Below are 23,126 nucleotides of genomic sequence, written 5' to 3'. Positions count from 1 at the left end.
CGAACTATTGTCGCTATGAAGTTTATCATTAAATTGTTCCCGGAAATCACCATCAAAAGCCAATCTGTGCGGTTGCGCTTCATTAAAATCTTAACCGGGAACATTCGTAACGTTCTCAAAAACTATGATGAGACGCTGGCCGTCGTCCGTCATTGGGATCATATCGAAGTTCGCGCGAAAGATGAAAATCAGCGCCCGGCTATTCGCGATGCGCTGACCCGTATCCCCGGCATCCACCATATTCTGGAAGTCGAAGACGTGCCGTTCACCTCGCTGCACGATATTTTCGAGCAGACGCTGCCGCTGTGGCGCGAGGCGCTGGAAGGCAAAACCTTCTGCGTGCGAGTGAAGCGTCGCGGCAAACATGAATTCACCTCAATTGAAGTGGAACGCTACGTCGGCGGCGGTCTGAATCAGCATATTGAAACGGCGCGCGTGAAGCTGACCGACCCGGACGTCACCGTCAATCTCGAGATTGAAAACGATCGCCTGCTGCTGGTGAAAGGCCGCTATGAAGGCATCGGCGGTTTCCCGATCGGCACCCAGGAAGATGTGCTGTCGCTGATCTCCGGCGGCTTTGACTCCGGCGTCTCCAGCTACATGCTGATGCGCCGCGGCTGCCGCGTTCATTACTGCTTCTTTAACCTTGGCGGCGCCGCCCATGAGATTGGCGTCCGCCAGGTTGCGCATTATCTGTGGAACCGCTTCGGCAGCTCACACCGCGTTCGCTTTGTGGCGATTAACTTTGAGCCAGTAGTCGGCGAAATCCTTGAAAAAGTGGACGACGGCCAGATGGGCGTCGTGCTCAAGCGCATGATGGTCCGCGCCGCGTCAAAAGTCGCGGAACGCTATGGCGTGCAGGCGCTGGTCACCGGCGAAGCGCTCGGCCAGGTCTCCAGTCAGACCCTCACTAACCTGCGCCTGATCGATAATGTCTCCGATACTCTGATCCTGCGCCCGCTGATTTCGCACGATAAAGAGCACATCATCGACCTGGCGCGTGAGATCGGCACGGAAGATTTTGCCCGCACCATGCCGGAATATTGCGGCGTGATCTCCAAGAGCCCGACCGTGAAGGCGGTGAAGGCGAAGATTGAAGCGGAAGAAGAACACTTCGATTTCAGCATCCTTGATAAAGTGGTGGAAGAGGCGAGCAATATCGATATCCGCGAGATCGCCCAGCAGACAGAAGAGACGGTGGTGGAAGTGGAAACCGTGACCGGCTTTGGCGCCAATGACGCGATCCTCGACATTCGCTCCATCGACGAGCAGGAAGACAAGCCGCTGAAGGTCGAGGGGGTTGAAGTTGTTTCCCTGCCGTTCTACAAGCTAAGCACCAAATTTGGCGATCTCGATCAGAGCAAAACCTGGCTGCTGTGGTGCGAGCGCGGGGTGATGAGCCGTCTGCAGGCGCTTTATTTGCGCGAGCAGGGCTTCAACAACGTGAAAGTTTATCGCCCGTAACAGGTTGTTATGATGCAAAAGGCCTTCCCTAATGGAAGGCCTTTTTACTATTGGCAGGGGAGTGTATTAGCGCAGGGTCAGCGCCAGGTCATTGAGCTGATCGATGACAATATTCCAGCCCTCGAAAAATCCCATCTGCTCATGCTGCTCGCGGGTTTCATCATCGGCATGCAGCACCGTAGCCGTATAGCGACACCCGACCTGTTCATCGGCAAAGGTGATGATGGCCGTCATCGCGAAGGGGGAAACGGCGGGGCGATAATCCGCCGTCAGCATCGAGGTCATGACGATTTTTTGTTGCGGGATAACCTCAAGAAAACAGCCGGGGTTATCGCTGCGTTCACCGTCAGGCCCGTGCATCACGGTGTGAAAGGCCCCGCCGGCGCGAAAATCAAAGGCCAGAACCTCGGTTTGCCAGGGCTTAGGGCACCACCAGGTTCGGAGTAATGCCGGGTCGGCCCACGCGCGCCACAGGGCTGGGGTGGGCGCGCTGAGCAGGCGGCTGATTACAAGATCGCGAGAATCGGTTGCGCTCCGGGACATGCTGCGACTCCTCAGGAAAAGGGGAGCCAGCCCGCGGCGCGGACCGGCTATCAGGCTTCGTAGTAATTATAGATGCCAGCGGCCATCACCAGCTGTGAGGCGACCTCATACGCTTTCTCGCGCCCCACCAGCAGATCGATCATTTTCAGGGCGAAATCAATCGAAGTCCCCGGACCCTGGCTGGTTAACAGATTCACCCGCGGATCCCAGACCACTCTTTTATCCTGCCACTGCTCGGCGGGGATATGTTCCTTCAGCGCCGGAAAACCGGTCATGTTGCCGATCGGGAACAGATTATGGGGTACCAGCACGGTCGCCGGGGCGGCGCAGATGGCGGCCACAATGCGCCCAGAGAGATGAAACTGGCGGACGGTTTCCACCAGTAGCGTGCTGTCGCGGAAGCACTCTGCGCCCTTGATACCGCCCGGGAGGACGATGATATCGAAATCACCATCGGCCACCTCGACCAGCGGCGCATCCGCCAGCAGTTTGACGCCGCGCGAACAGACGATGGTCAGGCCGCCGTCGCTGGCGACGCTGGCGGTGGTCACCTTTACTCCGCCGCGGACCAGCAGGTCGATAGTGGTGACCGCTTCGGTCTCTTCGCTACCAGGGGCGAGGCAAATCAGTGCCGACGCGCTCATATTCATTCTCCTTACGCTTGATCAATTCAAATAAGCGGGCGTTTTCCGGTACGGCGACGCCGTGGGCGCGGGCGCGGTTGAGCAGAAAACCGGTGATGTAGTCGATCTCTGTATGCCGCTGGGCGCGAACGTCCTGCAGCATGGAAGAGATATTTTCTGCCGTACTTTCAATTACCTGTTCGACATAAAATAGCAGGTTTTCCGCCGAGGTATGAATACCTTCGCGCTCCATCACCGCCGCCACCTCGCGACAAATGGCCGCAACTTCCTGCGTATAGTCGCGCAGATCGCCGTTTTTACACCCTTTGAGCGCGGTCAGAGGGTTAATCACGCAGTTAACCGCCAGCTTGCGCCAGATGGCCGAGTGGATATTGTTATGCCAGGCGACATCCGGCAGCACGCTCTGCAGAACTTCTGCGAGATAGCTGTAGTCCCCCTCGTAGCTTTTTGCCGGTCCGATATGCGTGGTGCCCTGGGCAACGTGGATGATGACATTCCCATCGCGCCGCGCCGCCTGGGTCGTGGAGGCCAGCAGCAACGGCTGTTTCACGCCGCGCAGCTCCTCGACGGTGCCCATGCCGTTATGAATCAGCACAATTGGCGTGGTGTCCGGCAGGATCCCGGCCAGGTGCTTTACCGCATTCGACACCTGCCAGGCCTTTAAGGTGACGATCAGCAGCTCGCTGCTGGCGAGAAAATCGGGGTCGTTGGCCGTCAGCGATTCGTTGAACACTGAGCCATCGGTTTCAATGACGTTGACGCTACAGAATGGCTGCGGTACGCGCAGCCAGCCCTGGACTTCATGTCCCTGTTTGTACAACGCGGTCAGCCATAGTTGTCCCAGCGCACCGCATCCCAGTACGGTTACTTTCATTGTTCCTCCTCATCTGCCGCTATCCCAGGCGCTGATGGCTAAAGTCTATCTCGTCGCTTTTCGCATCGTCGGACATCACGGGGAAAATAGCGCGAGCGTTGCGTAATCAGCTAAGCTTCCGGGATAACAAGTTGAGTTATGCCGCGTTGCAGGTATTATGCAACGCAAAAGAAACGGAAGGAGAGGAAAAGATGCCATCTTTCGATATTGTCTCTGAAGTTGATCTTCAGGAAGCCCGTAACGCGGTGGACAACGCGAGCCGCGAAGTCGAGTCGCGTTTTGATTTTCGTGGCGTTGAAGCCACTTTTGAATTAAACGACGCCAACAAGACCATTAAAGTGCTGAGCGAGTCTGACTTCCAGGTGAACCAGCTGCTGGATATCCTGCGCGCCAAGCTGCTCAAGCGCGGCATTGAAGGCACCTCCCTCGACGTACCGGAAGATATCGTGCACAGCGGTAAAACCTGGTTTGTTGAAGCGAAGCTGAAGCAGGGCATTGAAAGCGCGGTGCAGAAGAAGATCGTTAAACTGATCAAAGACAGCAAGCTGAAAGTGCAGGCCCAGATTCAGGGTGAAGAGATCCGCGTGACCGGTAAGTCCCGCGACGATCTGCAGTCGGTGATGGCGCTGGTGCGCGGTGGCGATCTGGGACAGCCGTTCCAGTTCAAAAACTTCCGCGACTAAGGCGGCGGGCAGACAGCAAAAAGCGGGGAATTCCCCGCTTTTTTTATACCCCTTTGATGAGCTGCTCTATCTCGAAGCGGTTGGTGACCTTGCTGTCGATTTTGATATACACCGAACGCTCCTCGGGTACCACCAGCGCCTGATGAACCCCGCTGGCGCTCAGCAGACGCGCCTGCAGCGCGCTGTCGACCACCACGCCGTCCGGCACCTCCACCCGCAGGCTGCTGACGTACGGCGGCTCGCTCATGGTGCTGGCCACCAGCAGCCACAGCATCGCCAGCAGGGCGCCCAGCAGAAACACGGTTTGCGAATCAAAGAAACCATCGACCCAGCCGCCAAGCGCGCCGCCAATCGCCACGCCGAGAAACTGGCTGGTGGAGTAGACGCCCATCGCGGTGCCTTTGTAGCCCGCCGGAGACTCCTTGCTAATTAGCGACGGCAGCAGCGCTTCCAGCAGGTTAAACGCCAGGAAGAAGAGCTGAACGCCCGCCACCAGCTCCCAGAAGTAGCCTCCGGCGCCCCAGAGGACAATTTCCGCAATCAGCAGGATGGCGACGCAGAGCAGGAAGACGCGCTTCATCTTGCGCTTCACTTCGGCGTAGATGATAAACGGCACCACCGAGATGAACGAGATAACCATGGTGACCAGGTAAATCTTCCAGTGCTCGGCGGCCGGGAAGCCGGCGGCCTCCAGTTGTCCGGGCAGGGCGACAAAAGTGGACATCAGCATAATGTGCAGGCACATGATGCCAAAGTTAAGCTTCAGCAGGCGCGGCTCCGCCAGCACCTTGCTAAAGCAGCCCTTCACCATCCCGGATTCGCGGTTAAGGACATGGTTATGGCTGTTGGGCACCACCCACAGGGTGAGCAGGATGCCGACGGTCGCCAGGATGGCGATCATCCAGAACAGCGCGTGCAGACCCAGCTGGTGGGTGACAATCGGCCCCAGCACCATGGCGATGGCGAAGGTGACGCCGAAGCTGACGCCGATAAAGGCCATCGCTTTGGTGCGGTTCTGTTCGCGGGTGAGATCGGACAGCAGGGCCATAACCGCGGCGGCGATGGCGCCGGAGCCCTGCAGGGCGCGGCCAAGAATGATGCCCCAGATGGAGTCGGTGAGCGCGGCGATGACGCTGCCGAGCACGAAGATAAGCAGGCCGCCGACGATCAATGGCTTACGGCCAATACGGTCAGATAACAGTCCGAAGGGGATCTGGAACACCGCCTGCGCCAGGCCGTAGATACCGATCGCCAGGCCAATCAGCGCTTCACTGGCACCCTGCAACGCCATGCCATACGTGGTCAGAACCGGCAGGACCATAAACATGCCAAGCATGCGCAGGGAGAATACTGTCCCCAAACCCCAGGTCGCGCGCAGTTCCCCTGGCGTCATTTTGTTATCGTTCATTACCACCTCAATATAAAAACTGCGCCTAGTGTAGCGGCGGGGGGTAAGAAGCGTAAATAAATGTTTGTTTAACAGATATTACGGGGCTGTTGCGCGATGCGACAAGTTGGTAAAAATCAATAAACCAGTGGAGGGGGACTCCACTGGCGAGGGGGAAAATTAAGGTAAAGTAAAGTCAACCCACTGGCTGCCAGCGTCAGCCGATTTGACGCACTGCTCTACCCAATAGACGCCGTGCAGCCCGGCTTCGACGTCCGGATACCAGAAGTCTTGCAGGAAGGCGCGATCGTCGCGGTCCGTGGCGTCAATCGCCTGCGCATAGCGGCGATAGAGGTTGGCCCAGGCTTCGAACAGCCCTTCCGGATGGCCGCCGCCAATGCGGTCATCCGCCAGCGCGTTCGGCGACAGGTAGGGCATCCCACGTTCCAGAATGCGCGCCGGCTCGCCCTGCACCTCATAGCTGAGCTGGTTAGGATGCTCATCCCACCATTCGATGCTTGCTTTTTCGCCGACGATGCGCACTTTTTGCGAGTGCATGGCGCCGCTGTTGACCGCGCTGGTCCACATCGAGCCAACCGCGCCATTGTCATATTCCATCAGGACAAAGGCGTTATCTTCCAGCGGCGCGCGGGAGGGAACAAAGCTCTGACGGGAGCACATCAGCCGTTTGATATTGAGCTGCGGCGCCATGGTCTCGGCGACAAACAGCGGATGGGTGGCCAGATCCCCAAGCACATAGCTGGGCCCGGCAAACTTCGGCGTTACTCGCCAGCGGGTGGATTCTGCCTGCAGCTCGACGGCCTGGTTATGGAAGCCGTGGGCGAATTGCATGTTAACGATGCGGATCTCGCCGAGCAGTCCATCGGCAATCATCTGCCGCGCCTGCTGGATCATCTGATAGCCGGCATAGCCGTAGGTGACGCCGACGATTTTGTTCTGTTTTTTGCTCAGATCCACCAGCTCGCGCGCCTCTTCGGCGGTAAAGCAGAGGGGCTTTTCGCAGATAACGTGGAGTCCCGCCTCCAGCGCCGCTTTGGTAATGGCGAAATGGGTATTGTTCGGGGTGGTGACCGAGACGACCTCGATCCCGTCAGGGCGCTGCGCCTCTTCGCGAAACAGGGTCTGGTAGTCGGCGTAGCAGCGCTCCGGCGCGATGCCCAGTTGCTCACCGAACGCGCGCCCGCGCTCGGCATCGACGTCAAGCGCGCCGGCCAGCAGGGTATAAACATTGTCACGCAGCGCCGCACAGCGGTGGCTGTAGCCGATCTGACTGGTTCCCCCGCCGCCGACCATGCCCCAGCGCAGGGAACGGGATAAGGGTTTCAGGCCGTTTAACATGGTGCTCTCCTTTTTGAAATCATTTGCACTCTGAGGCGCTCAATGCCGACGCCTGCGGCAACGCGCATCCGGATAGACTGACTTCAACTTAAGGAAATGTTTGTTCTGTTTCAATTGTGTTGTGGAATTTATTTTCCATATATGCGAGGGGGATCGAATTAGCGATAGTTTCTTTTGCGCTTGGTTGAAAAGGTGAGGGCGGGATATCGCCTGCCGGAGTCGTCCAGATTGTTGCGGGCGTTTTTTCGTTTCAAAAAAATATGAAATAAATTTTCTTTATTAGCTGCTGAAGGCGGTGCAATCCGCCGATTGCACCGGGAACCAGATGCCGCTATGACGCTCCGCGCACAGACGCGGGGGAAGTTGAAGCGACGGCAGGATGACCGGCCGCAAAGATGCCCTTCGCCGCCAGGCCTGCGACGGTGAGGGCTGCCGGGATGCCGAGGATCAAAAAGACGCTTTCAAAGGGCAGGTTGAGCGCCATCATCTCGGCGCCGGCAAAGGCGCTGAGAATGGCGCCGATGCGCCCGACGCCGTGCATCCAGCTGGAGCCCGTCGCCCGCGCCTGTGTAGGGTAGTAGCGGGCGGAGAGGGCGTTCATGCCGGTATTCGCGCCGTTCAGGCAGGCGCCGCTGATAAACGCCAGCATACAGAGCAAGGCAAAGCTGCCCGCGGCGTAGCCCATCGCCATGGTGAACAGGCCGCCAACGGCGTAGATTATCCCCAGCGCGCGATGGGGGTTGATCCTGTCCATCAGCCAGCCGGCAAACAACGAGCCGAGGGTGCCGCCCGCCTGGTAGATCGCCGTCATGATGGCCGCCTGGCTAACGGTCATTCCTACCGCTTTAACCAGCGTTGGCAGCCAGCTGCCGAGGATATAGACCAGGAACAGCCCCATAAAGTAGACCAGCCATAGCATCAGCGAGCCGAAACCGTACTGGCGGGAGAGGACAATGCGCATCGCGTTGCCGGCCGCTGGCTGCGCCGGCAGGATAAACGTCACATTGTCGCTGATTTGTCCGGGATAGAGACGGTTAAGAATGGCGCGTATGCGCGCCGCGGGCGCTTGTTTGATCACCAGAAAACGAACCGATTCCGGCAGCAGCCAGATGAGCAGGGGGGCAAACAGCAGCGGCAGAATACCGCCGAGCGCCATCAGCGAGTGCCAGCCAAACTGGGGGATCAGCCACGATGCCGAAAATCCTCCCGCCGCCGCGCCGAAGGTGAAGCCGCAAAAGATGACGGTGATAATAAATGAACGCTGGCGTTCCGGGGCGTATTCCGACACCAGCGTCCCGATATTCGGCATCGCGGCGCCCAGCCCGAGGCCAGTCATAAAGCGAAAGAACATCATCTGTTCTACGTTGTGCGAGAAGGCGGTGGCGATGGTCCAGAAACCGAAGAAGAAAACGCTGTTGATGATGATTTTCTTACGTCCCAGCCAGTCGGCGAGCGGGCCGGAGAAAATCGCCCCCAGCGCGAGGCCGATCAGCGCGGCGCTGATCACCAGACCCAGCTGGTGGTTGCTTACCCCCCATTCCAGCTTTAGCGTCGGGGCGATAAAGCCCATGATCGCGATATCAAAACCATCGAGAGCGATGACGCAAAAGCCGAGAAATATAATCAGCTTCTGAAATCGGCTCAGCGGGTTACGATTTATTAACTCTCTGACATCCAGGCGTTGAGTCTGTGTCATAGCGTATTCCTTATGCGCAGGCGCGCAGGTAGGGCTGCGCGGCATCGAACAGTAACTGCGCCCGCTGAAGAGGCGGCAGGGCGCCTTGCTCGCCGTCAAGCGGCACTTCGAGAGAGACCGGCAGCGTCGCCGGCAGGGCCGACATCAGACCATGCAGATCCAGACCGCCTTCCCCCGGCACGTTGCGCGCCGAGCGGGCCTGGCGGATAAGTTCCTGCTCGCTCTCCGGCCTCTGCGCCGCGCCATCGCAGAGTTGCATATAGTTGAGATGATGCGCGGGCAGGCTGGAGAGGGCGGCGAGCGATTCTCCCGCGCGCCAGAAATGGAGAGCGTCCACCAGAATGCCGATGTCTTCCCGCCCGCTGGCGGCGATTAGTGCTTGCGCTGCGGCGATGTTGCGCAACTGGGTCCAGGGCATCGGCTCAAGATTCATGGTCAGCCCAAATGGACGACCGGCCGCGGCGAGGATGGCGAGGTTGTCAGCGCTGCGCTGAAGGTTGTCATCATTGCCGGCGACTAACACCTGTCCGGCGCCAAGACGCGCGGCGGTCTCCATAAAACGCTGCAGCCGATCGTCGAGGGTAAACCCGGGGGTCAGGCGGACGATCTCCACGTCCGACACGCGGATGCCAGTTTCCATCAACGCGGCGAGCGTCGCCCGGACGGCCGGGGTATCGCCCAGCATGTCGTAGTCCGGGTCGGTCGGTGTGGCGGGGAGCAGTCGCAGCCCAACGTGGGTAAAACCGGTTCTGGCCGCAATCCGCACCTGTTCGGGGGGAGGGACATCGAGCAGGGTCAGCGCGGCGAGCGATAGGGTACGCTTGTTCATAAAGGGCTCCGGTACAGTTGCAGGTGAAGAGAGTTAGGGTGCATCCATTCGTGGAAATCAAGTTATGTTATTGTTTATATTTGTTTTTTTTTGCCAGGTTTTTACCCACCAGATAGCCGAAGGTCATGGCGGGCCCGAGGGTGATCCCTCCGCTGGGGTAATAGCCGCGCATCACGCTCGACATGTCGTTGCCGATGGCGTACAGACCCGGTATCGGCTGCTGCTGTTCATCCAGCACCCGGGCGTGTTCGTCGGTTTGCAATCCGCTGAAGGTGCCCAGCGAGCCGGGCAGAATGCGCACCGCGTAGAACGGCCCTTCGCGCAGCGGTCCGAGCGTCACCTGATGGTCACCCTGGGCGCGGTTATAGGCTGATGCCCCGCGGTGAAAATCGACGTCTTCGCCAGTGCTGGCGAAGTGGTTAAAGCGTTCAACGGTTTCCGCCAGCGCATTGGCGTCGATAGCGCACTGCTTCGCCAGCTCCGCCAGGGTGTTTCCTCGCTGCAGATAGCCGGTACGCAGCCAGGCGGTGGGGGTGAACGGGAACGGTCTGGCGTGGCCCAGGCCGTAGCGACGCAGCGTACGACGATCGGCCAGCAGCCACGCCTGTGGCGTGTCGCCCGCGGGTGTGGCCGCCAGCAGGGCGGCGATAAAGTCATGATAAGAGTCGGCCTCGTTAACAAAACGTTTGCCGTTGGGCAGAACGGCGATCACCCCGGGTTTGGCGCGCTCCACCAGATGAGGAAACATTAGCTGCTGGCCGCTGGCCAGAGTGACGCGGGACACCGGCGCCCAGGCCAGCGGGTGGCGCAGGGAAGTGTCGAACTGGCCGCCGACGGATTCGCCAAGCCTGATCCCCTCGCCCTGATTGTCCGGCGGTGCGGCGGAGAAATGGCCGTAACCCTCCGCCGCGTGGGGCACCACCTGCGCCAGCCGCTGGCGATCGTGGGGAAAACCGCCGCAGGCCAGCACCACGGCGCCAGCTTCGACGTGAATCTCCCCGCCGTCGCTGCGCAGCACCGCGCCGGACACGCCCGGCGGACCCTGCAGCAGCCGGACCACCGGGGCATTGAGCTGAAAACGCACGCCGGCGTCGAGGGCGGATCGCAGCAGACGGGCGACCAGCGCATTGCCATTGACCAGATGCTGCCCCCGTCCGGCGCGTAGCCGCTGCCAGCCGTGGCGCAGCAGGCGGCGGGCAGCATACAGCGCGGAGCGCGGCGAGCGGGTGGCATTGAAAAAATGCGCCATATCCGCGCCGCCGGCGATGCCCATCCCGCCCATGCTAATGGTCTCCAGCGGCGGACGCAGGCGATGGAGCCAGTCGCCGAGCAGGCGGCCATCGTAGGGTTGGGCGGTGACCGACCGCCCACCGTTCGCCGCACCCGGCGACGGGTGAAAGTCCGGCATGGCGCTGCCCGAGAGAAACTGCACCGCCGTCCGCTGATGGAAAAATTCCACCATCTCCGGCCCGTAACGCAGGAAGGTTTGCAGACGAATATCGGCGGCTTCGCCCCCCATCTCATGCTGCAGATAGGTCAGCGGCGCGTCGGCTGCTTCGTCGATGCCCTCCGCCCGCGCCAGCGGGTTGCGGGGGATCCACAGCCAGCCGCCGGACCAGGCGCTGGTTCCGCCGAGCACTGACGCTTTCTCCGCCACCATGACGCTGGCGCCGTGCATCGCCGCAGTCACCGCGGCAGAGAGCCCCGCGGCGCCGGAGCCGACCACCAGCACATCCACCTTCACAGGCCCGCTCATGTTGGACTCCTTACTGCAGAGGTGAAAAAGCGGTGGGGCGCATCAGCACCGACTCGAGGCGTTCCACGGCGGCCAGTTCGCGATTTTTACGCGAGAAGGTCTGCCAGCGTTCGTCCTGGGCCATCCGCGCGCGGCGCACCAGACGATCGTCCAGGCTTTCATAAGCCCAGATGTGCACTACCTGATTGACCACGCCGATCTCGGTAAAAAAGAAGCCGATTAGCTGGCCGAGATGGTCGGTTTGCACCGCCAGGGCATCGCTTTGGTACAGCGCCAGCCAGTCGGCCATTTTCAGCGGATTGATGGTGTACGTGCGTTTTTCGTAGATCATGATGTTTTCCTGATTAGTGGGTGGAGTGTTGTGCCAGATGGCAGGCGGCGAGATAGCCAAACGTCAGCCCCGGGCCGAGGGTGATGCCGGGGCCCGGATAGGTGCCGGCCATCAGCGAATCCATGTCGTTTCCCACCGCGTACAGCCCCGGGATGGGGTGTCCTTCGGTATTGACGACCTGGGCATCGGCGGTGGTGACCAGGCCCCGTGAGGTCCCCAGATCGCCGGTATAAAGTTTGATGGCATAGAACGGCGCGCTGAGCAGGGGGGCATTACAGGCGTCAGGCTGATGGCCCGGATCGCCCATCGCCCGGTTATAGCTGTTGCCGCCTTTAGCAAATTCCCGATCCACGCCCTGCGCGGCGTCGCGGTTGTAGCGGGCTACCGTTTTGCTCAGGGCTTGGGCATCCAGACCAAGCTGTTGCGCCAGCGCGGCCAGGGTATCGGCTTTGTGCAGATAGCCAGCGGCGACCAGGGCGTCATTATTGACCGGCGCCGGGCGCGCCAGTCCGAGGCCATAACGCTTCATCGCCTGGGCGTCGCAGAGTAAAAAACAGGGGGCATTTTCCGCTGCATCCTGCATTGCGCTGGCGAAATGGTGATAGGAACTGGACTCGTTGACGAAGCGTACCGCCCGCTGATTGACGGCAATCACGCCCGGTTTTGCGCGATCGGTTACCAGATGGGGGAAGCGCTCCTCGCTGCCGTCGGCCCGGGTCAGCACCGATACCGGCGCCCAGAAAAAGTTGGATGGCCGATCGGCTCCCTCGCGAGCGTTAAGCGCCGCCGCGAGATGCAGCGCGGCGCCATCGTTGGCCGGCGGCGACATGGTGAAGTGTTCGCGGGTATGTGGCCGATAGCGCGCCGCCAGCGCGCCCGCGGCGAAGCCGCCTGCGGCCAGCACCACCCCGCGGCGGGCGTGCAGCGTCTCTCTTTGCCCCTGATACTCAATCTCCACCCCGTGGACCGCGCCTTGCGCTTCGCACAGCGCCAGAACATTGACATTCAGCCGCAGGTTCATGCCTTTACGCAGCGCCGTTGTCGCCATGCGGGCTATCAGCGCATTGCCCATCGCCAGGCGGGTGCCGCGAGGGTACTTCACCCGGTCGCGGGCATAGCGCAGCAGCAGCCGGGTGCAATGGGCCAGGGAGCGCAGCGAGCGGCGCATGTCGAGAAAATGTTGAATATCGACGCGGTTGACCATCATCCCGCCAAACAGCAACATCCCCGGCGGCGGCGAACGCAGGTCGCGAAACGCGTCCCCCAGTTCACGGCCGTCATACTCCACCACCTCCAGCGCGCGCCCGACGTCGACTGCGCCGGGTTCATCCGGATAGTAATCGGGCGAGAGCGGACGCAGGCTGTACTTTACTGCCCCCTCACGCTCGAGAAAGGCCAGCGCCTCCCGCCCGGCGCTGACAAACGCTTCGGCGAGATCTTCACGGTACTGGCCCTCGCCGATAATGGTTCGCAGGTAGGTTTTCATCGCCTCGGCGCTACCGCTTTTGCCCTCGGCGCGCGCCTGGTCGGTATCGTGCAGCCACACGGCGCCGCCGGAGATGGCCGAGGTGCCGCCGAACTGGCCGGCTTTCTCCAGCATCAGCACCGACAGCCCTTTACAGCAGGCGGTGACCGCGGCGGCAAAACCGGCCGCGCCGCTGCCGATGACGATCACATCCCAGCTCTTCATGCCGCCGCTCCCTGCGCCTGCGGGATGGCGCCGATAAACTGGCCCATCAGCCTCATCTGCGCCAGCGCCATTTCCGGCCCGGTCTGTACTTTGCAACCACGGGCGGCGGCGAAAGTGAGCAACGGCGTCATCACCGGGGCGGTGACAACGTCGGCCACATGAGTGGTGCTGTCGAGCGTATCCAGAAGCGCCTGCGGTAGAGGCAGCTCATCAAATCCGGCCATGCCGGCCGGTGAGCCATTAACCAGTAGATCGAGGCCGTAAAGGGTGTCTGGCAGCGCGCTCAGTTGCACCGCCGGAAAGGCCTCAGCCAGAAGGTCATGCAGGCGCTGCCGGGTGGCCGGGGTTTGATCGTGCAGGGCCAGCCGACGGATCCCCGCCTCGCACAGTCCCCAGGCGATGGCGCTGCCGACGCCGCCGCAACCGGAGAGCAGCGCCTGCTTACCTGCCGGCTGAAAACCCTGCGCTTCGGCGGCGAGCTGAAAGCCGACGCCGTCCAGCATATCGCCCTGCAGGCGGCCATCCGCCAGCTTGCGGATCACATTGACGGCGTTGAGTCGGCGGGCGCGCGGCGTGAGGTCGTCGACCAGCGCGGCGGCGCGTTGTTTATGCGGTACCGTCACCAGCACGCCGGTCATGTTCTGCCAGCCGCGCAGAGCGTTAAGGTAGGCGGCCACCGCGTCCGGGACGATATCCACCGGGATCATGACGCTGTCCATGTGCTGTTCGGCAAAGTAGCGGTTGAAGTTATCCGGTGATTTCACCTGGGCGATCGGATGACCAATCACGGCGACAACCTGGGTAGTTCCACTGACCATTTCAAACCTCATTTGTTAAATGAATGTTGTGAAAGTATTTCAGTGGAAGCTGGGAGCGACAACGCAGAATTCGGACATGTCGGTTGTTAATCGCACGAACGCTGCGATAATCGCAGGAAATCGATAATGATGTTGCAAAAATGTGAGCGAATATGCAAAACACCATTCATCCACGCGATCTGATCGTCGGTTTACAAAAAGGGCTGGCGCTAATTCAGCTTTTTTCCAAAACCTGCCCAAAGCTCACCGTCGCCCAGACGGCGAAAATGAGCGGCCTGACGCAAAGCGCCGCGCGACGTTTTCTGCTGACGCTCCTGCATGAGCGCTATCTGCAAACCGACGGGCGCTATTACTGGCTTACCCCAAAGACGCTGCGGCTTGGCCAGGCCTATGTCGATTCGGCGCAGTTTCCTCGCATGGTACGGCCGATTGTCGAATACATCGCCAGCCGGACCGAAGAGCACGCCTCGGTGGGGGTGGTGGATGAAGATGAACTGGTCTATATCGCCCGCAGTCGGCATACGCCGTTCAACTCTACGTCGGTGCGGCTTGGGGAGCGGGTGCCCATTTTCTGTACCGCCGGGGGGCGACTGTGGCTGGCTTCGCTGCCGGAAGCAGAGTGTGAGACCGTCCTGCAGCGCATAACCCGGGAACAACGTACCCCCTATACGGTGACCGATATCGCGTCGCTGATGGAGAAAATCGCCCAGGTACGGCGCCAGGGATACGCCACCATTGAGCAGGAGTTTGAGATTGGCATGCTGGTGCTGGCGGTGCCGTTAACCGACAGGGAAGGGACCTGGTGGGGGGCGCTGAGTCTGACCAGTCATCAATCGCGCACTTCGCTGGAAGCGTTATGCCGCGATCACCTCGATCTGCTCTACAGCGCGCAGGCGATGCTGGTGGGTTAAACAGGGCAGCCAGTGGCGCTGCCCTAAGATAGACGTCGCTTAGGCCGACGCTTTGGTCAGAAAGGTGTTCCAGTCGCTGGCCGCGTTATTCACGAAAGTATTCCAGCTGTTGCCGGCGGTGTTAACAAAGCTTCCCCAGTTTTCCTTTCCGGCGGTCACAAAGGTTTCCCAGTTTGACTGTCCGGTCAGGAAGGAACCAAACGCCATCGCGCTGTCGCCGACGAAGGAGGCAAATGCGGTGCCGGAGGTCAGAACAAAAGAGGTGAAGCCGACGCCAGAGTTGGCGACAAAGCTGGCGAAGCCGCTGGCTGCGCCGAACAGATTAAAGCCACCGGAGATATACTCCATTTCGTTCAGTGTTAACTCTTTCATTGCAATTCCTTGTAGTGATTATTTCCCAAAGGGGCAAGAGCCCCGGCGAAAGGTAGCATCGCAGGACCGTGCGGCGCGAGTGATGCCCGATGCGTACTGGCTCAATTTTTCCTCATTTTTTGATATGAAAGATAGTGGGAAAGCGACGGGGGAGGGGAGGGAAGTATGAAATGAGAAAGAAAGCGATGATGAAACAGGAAAGAAAAAGCCCCGTAAATACGGGGCCTTAGAGCGTACTGGAGTGCGTAATTATCTCACGTAAGCCAGCAGACTATGTGAATCCGGCACCATAAAGTCAACGGACATCATCACGGACAGCGCGGTGATGGCGACGATAGAAAAGACGAACAGCTTACGCGCCCAGACTTTATCATCGGCCACTTTATAGCCACGCAGCGCCATGCCCAGCCACCAGACGCTGACCGCTGCCGCCACGACCAGGTATTTATACCCGGCGTAGCCGCCCAGCGAGAGCATCAGGGTTGCCACGGCAAAGGCGACGATGTACAGCGTAATATGGTTTTTGGCGACCGAAATGCCTTTCACCACCGGCAGCACCGGAATATTCGCCGCCTGATAATCCTTAAAGCGGAAAATCGCGATGGCGTAGGAGTGAGGCATCTGCCACAGGCTAAAGATAGCCAGCAGGATAGCCGCACCGCTGTCGAAATCACCGGTGACCGCGCAGTAGCCAATCACCGGCGGCGCAGCGCCGGAGAGTGAGCCAATCAGCGTGCCGTAGACGGAGTGGCGTTTCATGTACAGGCTGTAGACGCCGACATAAACCACGAACCCCATCACCCCCAGCCAGCAGGCCAGCGGGTTAGCGCCGAACCACAGCAGCATGAAGCCAGCAATACCCAGCAAGGTGGCGTACACCAGCGAAGCTTCTGGCGAGATCAGCCCTTTGACCAGCACCCGGTTTTTCGTCCGTTCCATCTTACGATCGATGTCCCGGTCGATGTAGTTGTTGAATACACAACCCGAGGCGACCACCAGGGATACTCCAAGGAGCGTCCAGACGAACAGCGGATAGTCGATGTGGCCTTTGGAGGCCAGCAGGAAACCGCCGATCACGGAGATCAGGTTGCCAAAAATAATGCCTGGTTTCGTTACTTGCAGGTATTGCTTAAACATACTCGCCGCTCTTAGTGCATCATCATGTTGTAGTTCAGGTTCCACATAATCCAGATGGAGCCGACAACCACGATCGCAATGATGATTACGGTGAAGATAAATGCGGTCAGGTTCCAACCTTCATCGGACTTGCTGTTCATATGCAGGAAGTACACGAGGTGTACCACGATCTGCACCACAGCGGTCACCAGAATGGTGCCAAGGATAACCGCATGCGAGGCGGAGCCACTCATCACCATGGCGAACGGAATGACCGTCAGGATGATGGACAGGATAAATCCTGTCATGTAGCTCTTCACGCTGCCGTGAGAAGCGCCGCTATGATCGGTAGAATGACTCATTACATCGCCCCCATCAGATAGACAACCGAGAACACGCAGATCCACACGACGTCCAGGAAGTGCCAGAACAGGCTCAGGCACAGGATACGCGTGCGGTTAGTGCTGGTCAGGCCACGACGTGAAACCTGGAACATCAGCACCGCCATCCAGATAAGACCGGAGGTCACGTGCAGACCGTGGGTGCCGACCAGCGCGAAGAACGCGGACAGGAAGCCACTACGATCCGGACCAAAGCCTTCCATGATCAGGTGATGGAATTCATAGATTTCCATCCCGATGAATCCGGCGCCAAACAACCAGGTCAACGCCAGCCAGGAAACCACCTGGCTTTTGTTGTTTTTGTACATGGCGATAGCCGCCATGCCGTAGGTGATGGAGCTGAACAGCAGCAGTGCGGTTTCAACCAGAACGAACGGCAGTTCAAAAATATCTTTGCCCGTCGGTCCGCCGGCCGTGCCGTTCACCAGAACGGCATAGGTAGCAAACAGCGTAGCGAAGATAATGCAGTCGCTCATCAGGTAGATCCAGAAACCGAATACCTTCATCGGTCCTGTATCATGGTGCCCGTGTTCATGCGCGTGGGCAGTATGCGCAAGAGTATCAGTTGCCATTTTTCAGCCCTGCTTTGTTAATCTCATCGAAATGCTGTTTTTCCAGTTTTTCGACTTCTGCAACCGGTACGTAGTAATCCACGTCCTCGTCAAAGCTCTTAATAATCCAGGTCGCTACGATGCCGATGAAGCTGGCGATCGCCATCCACCAGATATGCCAGATCATGGCGAAACCAAATACCGTAGCGAAGGCGGCAATCACGATGCCGGCGCCGCTGTTTTTCGGCATATGAATTTCTTCATAGTGAGCAGGCTGTTTGTACGCTTCACCTTTCTCTTTCATTTCCCAGAAGGCATCACGTTCGTGAACCTGAGGAACGATAGCGAAGTTGTAGAACGGCGGTGGAGAAGAGGTTGCCCACTCCAGCGTACGGCCACCCCACGGGTCACCGGTCAGGTCACGGTTCTGATCGCGGTCGCGAATAGACACGTAGAACTGAATCAGCTGGCACAGAATACCGCAGGCGATCAGCGCCGCACCGCAAGCTGCAATAACCAGCATCGGGTGGAACTGCGGATCGATCTGCTGGCTCAGACGACGGGTCATACCCATGAAGCCCAGCACGTACAGCGGCATAAACGCCACGAAGAAGCCGATGATCCAGAACCAGAAAGCGCGTTTGCCCCAGGTTTCGTTCAGGGTGAAGCCAAAGGCTTTCGGCCACCAGTAGGTCAGACCTGCGAAGCAACCGAACACTACGCCGCCGATGATAACGTTATGGAAGTGCGCAATCAGGAACAGGCTGTTGTGCAGAACGAAGTCCGCGCCCGGTACCGCCAGCAGCACGCCGGTCATCCCACCTACGGAGAAGGTCACGATAAAGCCGATAGTCCACATCATCGCCGAGTTGAAGACGATGCGACCCTGATACATGGTGAACAGCCAGTTGAAGATCTTAACCCCGGTCGGGATCGCGATAATCATGGTAGTAATACCGAAGAAGGCGTTTACGTTCGCGCCAGCACCCATGGTGAAGAAGTGGTGCAGCCAAACGATGAACGACAGAACGGTAATACAGACGGTTGCCCATACCAGAGAGGTGTAACCGAACAGACGCTTACGCGAGAAGGTCGCGGCGATTTCGGAGAAGACCCCGAACACCGGCAGAACCAGGATGTACACTTCTGGGTGACCCCAGGCCCAAATCAGGTTGATGTACATCATCATGTTGCCACCCATATCGTTGGTAAAGAAATGGGTGCCCAGGTAACGATCCAGGGTCAGCAGCGCGATGGTGACGGTCAGAATTGGGAACGAGGCGATAATCAGGATGTTAGCGCACAGAGATGCCCAGGAGAATACCGGCATCTTGAACATGGTCATGCCCGGGGCGCGCATCTTGATAATGGTCACGAAGAAGTTAATACCGGTCAGGGTAGTACCGATACCGGAGAGCTGCAGCGCCCAAATCCAGTAATCGACCCCTACGCCAGGACTGTACTCAATTCCCGACAGCGGCGGATAGGCCAGCCAACCGGTCTGCGCGAACTCACCAACGCCCAGAGACAGGTTAACCAGAATCACGCCCACAACGGTGAACCAGAAGCTCAGGTTGTTGAGGAACGGGAAGGCTACGTCGCGCGCGCCGAGCTGAAGCGGAACCACCAGGTTCATCAGACCGATAACAAACGGCATCGCCACGAAGAAGATCATGATAACGCCGTGGGCGGTAAAGATCTGATCGTAGTGATGAGGCGGCAGGAAGCCGGCTTCCCCGGCCGAAGCCAGCACCTGCTGGCTACGCATCATGATGGCGTCAGCAAAGCCACGCAGCAGCATGACGATTGCCACGATAACGTACATGATACCGAGACGTTTGTGGTCGACAGAAGTCAGCCACTCGTTCCATAGGTAGGACCACTTACCGAAGTAAGTGATGGCTGCCAGAAGCGCCAGTCCCCCAATGATAATCGCAGCCACCGTTACCACGATAATAGGTTCGTGGTAGGGCACTGCATCCAGTGTAAGTTTTCCGAACATCGTTTTCTTCCTCGGCCCCTTAGTGAGCGGTTTCCGCGTGGCTCATGTCCATGCCTTCCATCCCGTCGTGAGCAGCGTGCTCGCCTTCAGGTTTAGACATGTTCATGCTCTCGTGAGACATGAATTTGTTCACAACATCTTTGAACAGATCCGGTTTCACGTTAGAGAAATATTCCACTTTGTTGTATTCGCTAGGCACAGCCACTTTCTCGAACGCGGCCATGGAGTCCATGGAGTTCGGAGACTGTTTCGCTTTTGCAACCCACTGATCGAAAGTCGCCCGATCCGGGGTGGCAATCGCTTTGAACTTCATACCTGAGAAGCCCGGGCCACTGTAGCTAGCGGAGATACCGTCATAAGTACCAGCTTCGTCAGCAATGAGGTGCAGCTGAGTCTGCATACCGGCCATTGCATAAATCTGGCTACCTAAGCGCGGAATAAAGAACGAGTTCATCACCGAGTTAGAGGTCACTTTGAAGTGTACCGGTACGTTCGCCGGGAAGGCGATTTCGTTAACGGTAGCAATACCCTGTTCCGGATAGATAAAGAACCATTTCCAGTCCATCGATACGACTTCGATGGTGATTGGCTTCTCGTCATGGACAAGCGGTTTGCTTGGCTCCAGTGCGTGAGTGGTTTTCCAGGTCAGAACGGCCAGGAACAGGATGATCAGAATAGGTACCGTCCAGACCACAGCTTCCACTTTGTTGGAGTGTGACCAGTTCGGGCTATACTTCGCATCTTTATTGCTCGCGCGATACTTCCAGGCAAATCCTACTGCCATCAAGACGGCGGGAATAACGACAATCATCATCAGGCCGAAGGCCGTCAGAATCAAAGAGCGTTGCTCCAGTCCAATCTGTCCTTTTGGGTCAAGGAGTGCAGAATCACAACCACTGAGTAATACAGTACCTGCGATTAATGACATCCATCCCAAACTTTTATTGTATTTCCTGAGTCTCATTGAACGACCTCAATTCCACGGGATCTGGTGGCGTTTAAAGTGTATGGGCATTTTACGGTAAGGTTGCATTACTGTAAACATGATTGGATCTCTGTCAGTTCTGTGTTAGCGGCTTCTGCTTGGTTTGTCACATATGTAACGTAGTGTTACTTAATCGCTTGCAAAGCCTGATTTTCGCGGGATTGATAACGAAAGGGATAAGAAAAGGAGTGCTTAGCGGCTAATGGGCATAACCACCCACAAATTAGAACAATTGTTTAACATTTAATTATCAAATAAAAGACATTGTGAAAACGAAAAATAAAATCCCCGGAGCTGAATCGGTTAAATTATTTAAAGAATCGAACGAAAACTGTCAATAATTTCCAGAAATCAAAAACGCACAAAACAACAAATAGCGCGGCGGACAATATAAAAGCGTTAATAAGCCGTTATAATTACGTTTCGTAATTACAACGGCTAATAATGATGCTGGATCCTTAAATCAGGCGGGTTTTACGCAGCGCCAGATAGTCAAGTAGGCCGCCGAACAAAATTCCGCCGACGGCGGTGAGCGCGGCAACCTCCAGCAGGCCGGACAGGAAGGAGAACGACGTATAATCCAGCGCGTTGAGGATCAGCAGCGCCAGCCACACCGCGAGCAGCAGGCAGCCCAGTGTCAGGATCCCCAGCGCCAGCGCATAGGCCTGCGGGAACTCGCTACGCGGCATAAAGCTTGCGGTGCGTTGGGTATGCTCAAGCGTTTGCCGGCACAGCAGCAATAGGGCAATCCCCGGCACCGCCGCAACGACAGAGAAGAGATAGAAGGTCGACCAACCGTGAGCCTCGACAAACCAGCCGGCAATCGGCCCAACGTATACGCGACCGACCGCAGAGAGCGCCGAGAGCAGCGCGAACTGGGTGGCGGAGAACGACTTATTACATAGCGTCATCAGCAGCGCGACAAATGCCGCCGTCCCCATTCCCCCGCACAGGTTTTCAAAGAATACCGCGGTCGCCATGGAATAGAGGTGCTTATCGGTAATCGACAGCAGCCAGTAGCCGGCGTTAGAGACCCCCTGCAGCAAACCGAAAATGAGCAGTGCCCGAAACAGCGTCAGCCGCTGCATCAGGACGCCGCCGTACAGGGCGCCGAGAATGGTGGCGAACAGGCCTAAGGTTTTGTTCACCATTCCCACTTCGCCAGCGTCAAATCCCACGCCGCGGATGAGGAAGGTGGTGGTCAGGCTCATGGCAAACGCATCGCCAAGCTTATAAAGGACGATGAGCAGCAGAATCAGCCAGGCGTTGTTGCGGCCGAAAAAATCGCGCAGCGGTTCGGCTACCGCCTGCTCGAGCGATCTGGGGACCGGGATAACGTCGCTCGGTTCGGGCGCCAGCAGCGTGGCGATAATACAGGGTACCAGCAGCGCCGCCATCAGCCAGTACATCCCCTGCCAGCCGAGATAGCGGTCGGCAAGCCACAGGGCCAGTCCACCGGAGACCAGCATCCCCAGGCGATAGCCCAGCACGCTGATCGCGGCGCCGGCGCCACGCTCTTCTGCTGGCAACACGTCGGTTTTCCAGGCGTCGAACACAATATCCTGCGACGCCGAACAGAAGGCGATCACCACCGCCAGCGCCGCCATCCAGCGTAATTGGGTGACCGGCTCAAGAAAGCCCATCGCCGCGATCGCCAGCAGGAGTAATACCTGGGTGGTCAACAGCCAGCCGCGACGACGCCCAAGAAACGGCGGCGTGTAGCGGTCCATCAGCGGGGACCAGAGGAATTTAAAGACATAGGCCTGGCCGACGAGCGAGAAAAAACCGATCGTTTTCAGATCGATATTTTCCACCGTCATCCAGGCCTGCAGGGTACCGGAGGTGAGAGCCAGCGGCAGACCGGAGGCGAAGCCAAGGATCAGCAAAATGGCTGATTTCGGCTGCTGAAAAATGCGTAAGTAATGACTGGACATAGCATAAAGCACGAACCCGGCGGAGGCCGGGTTCGCGATAGCATTAACGCGCGTTTTGCTTGATGAAATCGTGGATGCTGGTGTCCTGCGCCATATCGGCGATGGTATCGGTCAGGACGCTGTTGACGGCATCAGCGATGTTTTTGTTCGAGGCCTGGAAGGCGCCTTCAACGGAGTAGCTGGCGCGGTAGTTTTTGGTCATTTTCGTGCCGTTTGCCGCGGTGGCGATGATGGCGATATCGGCTTTGGTGGCGATGTTATAGCGCACGTTACCCTGAGAGACGTCAGCATAGAGTTTGTTGACGATGATCTGCAGATCGACCGCGCCGTTCGGGCCAATCATGTAGCCGCGAGACGTCATCTGTTTCTCCAGCACTTCCTGCAGCAGGAAGCGCAGATCGCGGGAGGCGGTGAGAGTGACCAGCTGATTGTCACGCGTCACTTTCGCCAGCGCCTGGTCCGGACGCTGATCGGCGCCGTTGATGCTGACGGTCACGCCCATCAGGCTTGGATCCTGCTGCGGCAGCGTGATTTTCGGCGATACTTCAATGGTGGTCGGCGGCGTGGCGCATCCTGCCAGCATAAACATGGCGACCAACGGGAAAAGAATCTTCTTAAGCATGTTCAGGTCTCAACGCATGGTGTTGTTATAAGGAAAATTACCGCCATCATAGCATTGCCAACGGCAAGGGGAAGTGGCAACGCGTGTAAATCCATCGTGCTGGCGGTTTTCTGAGCGTCCCGCCACGGTTAATGGCTCGTTCCCCGACGGATCTGGCG

21 protein-coding genes and 1 pseudogene are annotated in these 23,126 nt (G+C 58.4%); 3 read left to right on the top strand and 19 right to left on the bottom strand.

All coding sequences use genetic code 11. The features are described from left to right. The first annotated feature begins 15 nt into the window (after positions 1-15). Entirely contained in the window at positions 16-1,464 is a 1,449-nt protein-coding gene (gene thiI, locus IB144_RS20420; protein WP_004144657.1) for a tRNA uracil 4-sulfurtransferase ThiI, read from the top strand. Positions 1,465-1,530: 66 nt separating this feature from the next. Here the strand turns inward: thiI and IB144_RS20415 are convergent, their stop codons facing one another. Genes IB144_RS20415 through panE form a run of 3 tightly spaced genes read right to left on the bottom strand, consistent with a single transcriptional unit; the run spans position 1,531 to position 3,525 of the window. Then, positions 1,531-2,007: an SRPBCC family protein gene (locus IB144_RS20415; protein ID WP_004893892.1), complete on the bottom strand. Its 477-nt coding sequence runs from the start codon at positions 2,005-2,007 to the stop codon at positions 1,531-1,533. Positions 2,008-2,057: 50 nt separating this feature from the next. Further along, positions 2,058-2,651: a protein deglycase YajL gene (gene yajL, locus IB144_RS20410; RefSeq protein ID WP_004893889.1), complete on the bottom strand. Its 594-nt coding sequence runs from the start codon at positions 2,649-2,651 to the stop codon at positions 2,058-2,060. After that, the gene (panE, locus tag IB144_RS20405) at positions 2,614-3,525 is read right to left on the bottom strand and encodes a 2-dehydropantoate 2-reductase (protein ID WP_004191719.1); all 912 of its coding nucleotides are present in this window, start codon (positions 3,523-3,525) and stop codon (positions 2,614-2,616) included. The genes yajL and panE overlap by 38 nt, the downstream gene beginning before the upstream one ends. A gap of 191 nt (positions 3,526-3,716) precedes the next feature. On the opposite strand from panE, the gene IB144_RS20400 reads away from it, so the two are divergent. Then, positions 3,717-4,208 carry a YajQ family cyclic di-GMP-binding protein gene (locus IB144_RS20400; RefSeq protein WP_002891465.1) on the top strand — a complete coding sequence of 164 codons (492 nt, stop codon included), beginning with the start codon at positions 3,717-3,719 and terminating at the stop codon, positions 4,206-4,208. Positions 4,209-4,251: 43 nt separating this feature from the next. On the opposite strand, the gene IB144_RS20395 is transcribed toward IB144_RS20400, so the two are convergent. From IB144_RS20395 to IB144_RS20360, 8 genes and pseudogenes are all read right to left on the bottom strand, one after another. Further along, on the bottom strand, positions 4,252-5,616 hold the full coding sequence (locus IB144_RS20395; RefSeq protein WP_004144660.1) for an MFS transporter: 1,365 nt from the start codon (positions 5,614-5,616) through the stop codon (positions 4,252-4,254). Positions 5,617-5,775: 159 nt separating this feature from the next. Beyond that, positions 5,776-6,954, bottom strand: a complete 1,179-nt coding sequence (locus IB144_RS20390; protein WP_004191717.1) for a Gfo/Idh/MocA family oxidoreductase — start codon at positions 6,952-6,954, stop codon at positions 5,776-5,778. A gap of 331 nt (positions 6,955-7,285) precedes the next feature. Further along, positions 7,286-8,650 (bottom strand): aromatic acid/H+ symport family MFS transporter, encoded by a 1,365-nt coding sequence (locus IB144_RS20385; RefSeq protein ID WP_014907979.1) that lies wholly within the window; start codon positions 8,648-8,650, stop codon positions 7,286-7,288. A 10-nt stretch (positions 8,651-8,660) separates the two neighbouring features. Further along, positions 8,661-9,479: a sugar phosphate isomerase/epimerase gene (locus IB144_RS20380; RefSeq protein ID WP_002891476.1), complete on the bottom strand. Its 819-nt coding sequence runs from the start codon at positions 9,477-9,479 to the stop codon at positions 8,661-8,663. A gap of 57 nt (positions 9,480-9,536) precedes the next feature. After that, a pseudogene (locus IB144_RS20375) lies at positions 9,537-11,235 on the bottom strand (FAD-dependent oxidoreductase). A 10-nt stretch (positions 11,236-11,245) separates the two neighbouring features. Continuing rightward, positions 11,246-11,566: an NIPSNAP family protein gene (locus tag IB144_RS20370; protein ID WP_002891541.1), complete on the bottom strand. Its 321-nt coding sequence runs from the start codon at positions 11,564-11,566 to the stop codon at positions 11,246-11,248. 13 nt (positions 11,567-11,579) lie between these two features. Continuing rightward, entirely contained in the window at positions 11,580-13,256 is a 1,677-nt protein-coding gene (locus tag IB144_RS20365; RefSeq protein WP_046654657.1) for an FAD-dependent oxidoreductase, read from the bottom strand. Further along, positions 13,253-14,074 carry a shikimate 5-dehydrogenase gene (locus tag IB144_RS20360; protein ID WP_004178747.1) on the bottom strand — a complete coding sequence of 274 codons (822 nt, stop codon included), beginning with the start codon at positions 14,072-14,074 and terminating at the stop codon, positions 13,253-13,255. The genes IB144_RS20365 and IB144_RS20360 overlap by 4 nt, the downstream gene beginning before the upstream one ends. 152 nt (positions 14,075-14,226) lie before the next feature. Between IB144_RS20360 and IB144_RS20355 the strand changes: the two genes are divergently transcribed. Next, on the top strand, positions 14,227-14,985 hold the full coding sequence (locus IB144_RS20355; protein ID WP_002891624.1) for an IclR family transcriptional regulator C-terminal domain-containing protein: 759 nt from the start codon (positions 14,227-14,229) through the stop codon (positions 14,983-14,985). Between the two features lie 39 nt (positions 14,986-15,024). On the opposite strand, the gene IB144_RS20350 is transcribed toward IB144_RS20355, so the two are convergent. The 8 genes from IB144_RS20350 to IB144_RS20315 form a co-directional block, all read right to left on the bottom strand. Beyond that, positions 15,025-15,357 carry a hypothetical protein gene (locus IB144_RS20350; protein ID WP_004178748.1) on the bottom strand — a complete coding sequence of 111 codons (333 nt, stop codon included), beginning with the start codon at positions 15,355-15,357 and terminating at the stop codon, positions 15,025-15,027. Positions 15,358-15,606: 249 nt separating this feature from the next. After that, entirely contained in the window at positions 15,607-16,494 is an 888-nt protein-coding gene (gene cyoE / locus IB144_RS20345; protein WP_002891629.1) for a heme o synthase, read from the bottom strand. Between the two features lie 11 nt (positions 16,495-16,505). Beyond that, the gene (locus IB144_RS20340) at positions 16,506-16,835 is read right to left on the bottom strand and encodes a cytochrome o ubiquinol oxidase subunit IV (RefSeq protein WP_002891634.1); all 330 of its coding nucleotides are present in this window, start codon (positions 16,833-16,835) and stop codon (positions 16,506-16,508) included. Next, positions 16,835-17,446, bottom strand: coding sequence for a cytochrome o ubiquinol oxidase subunit III (locus IB144_RS20335; RefSeq protein WP_002891635.1), 612 nt, complete (start codon positions 17,444-17,446; stop codon positions 16,835-16,837). The genes IB144_RS20340 and IB144_RS20335 overlap by 1 nt, the downstream gene beginning before the upstream one ends. After that, positions 17,436-19,427 (bottom strand): cytochrome o ubiquinol oxidase subunit I, encoded by a 1,992-nt coding sequence (gene cyoB, locus IB144_RS20330; RefSeq protein WP_002891638.1) that lies wholly within the window; start codon positions 19,425-19,427, stop codon positions 17,436-17,438. The genes IB144_RS20335 and cyoB overlap by 11 nt, the downstream gene beginning before the upstream one ends. 19 nt (positions 19,428-19,446) lie before the next feature. Continuing rightward, the gene (cyoA, locus tag IB144_RS20325) at positions 19,447-20,391 is read right to left on the bottom strand and encodes a cytochrome o ubiquinol oxidase subunit II (protein ID WP_002891641.1); all 945 of its coding nucleotides are present in this window, start codon (positions 20,389-20,391) and stop codon (positions 19,447-19,449) included. Positions 20,392-20,870: 479 nt separating this feature from the next. After that, positions 20,871-22,346: a muropeptide MFS transporter AmpG gene (gene ampG / locus IB144_RS20320; protein WP_004178749.1), complete on the bottom strand. Its 1,476-nt coding sequence runs from the start codon at positions 22,344-22,346 to the stop codon at positions 20,871-20,873. 43 nt (positions 22,347-22,389) lie between these two features. After that, positions 22,390-22,968, bottom strand: a complete 579-nt coding sequence (locus IB144_RS20315; RefSeq protein ID WP_002891647.1) for a lipoprotein — start codon at positions 22,966-22,968, stop codon at positions 22,390-22,392. Positions 22,969-23,126: the final 158 nt, after the last annotated feature.

The sequence above is a fragment of the Klebsiella sp. K4 genome, assembly GCF_014596785.2.
Lineage (GTDB): Bacteria > Pseudomonadota > Gammaproteobacteria > Enterobacterales > Enterobacteriaceae > Klebsiella > Klebsiella pneumoniae.
The sequence above is the reverse complement of the archived record's forward strand: the minus strand, read 5'-3'. Positions and strand labels throughout refer to the sequence as shown.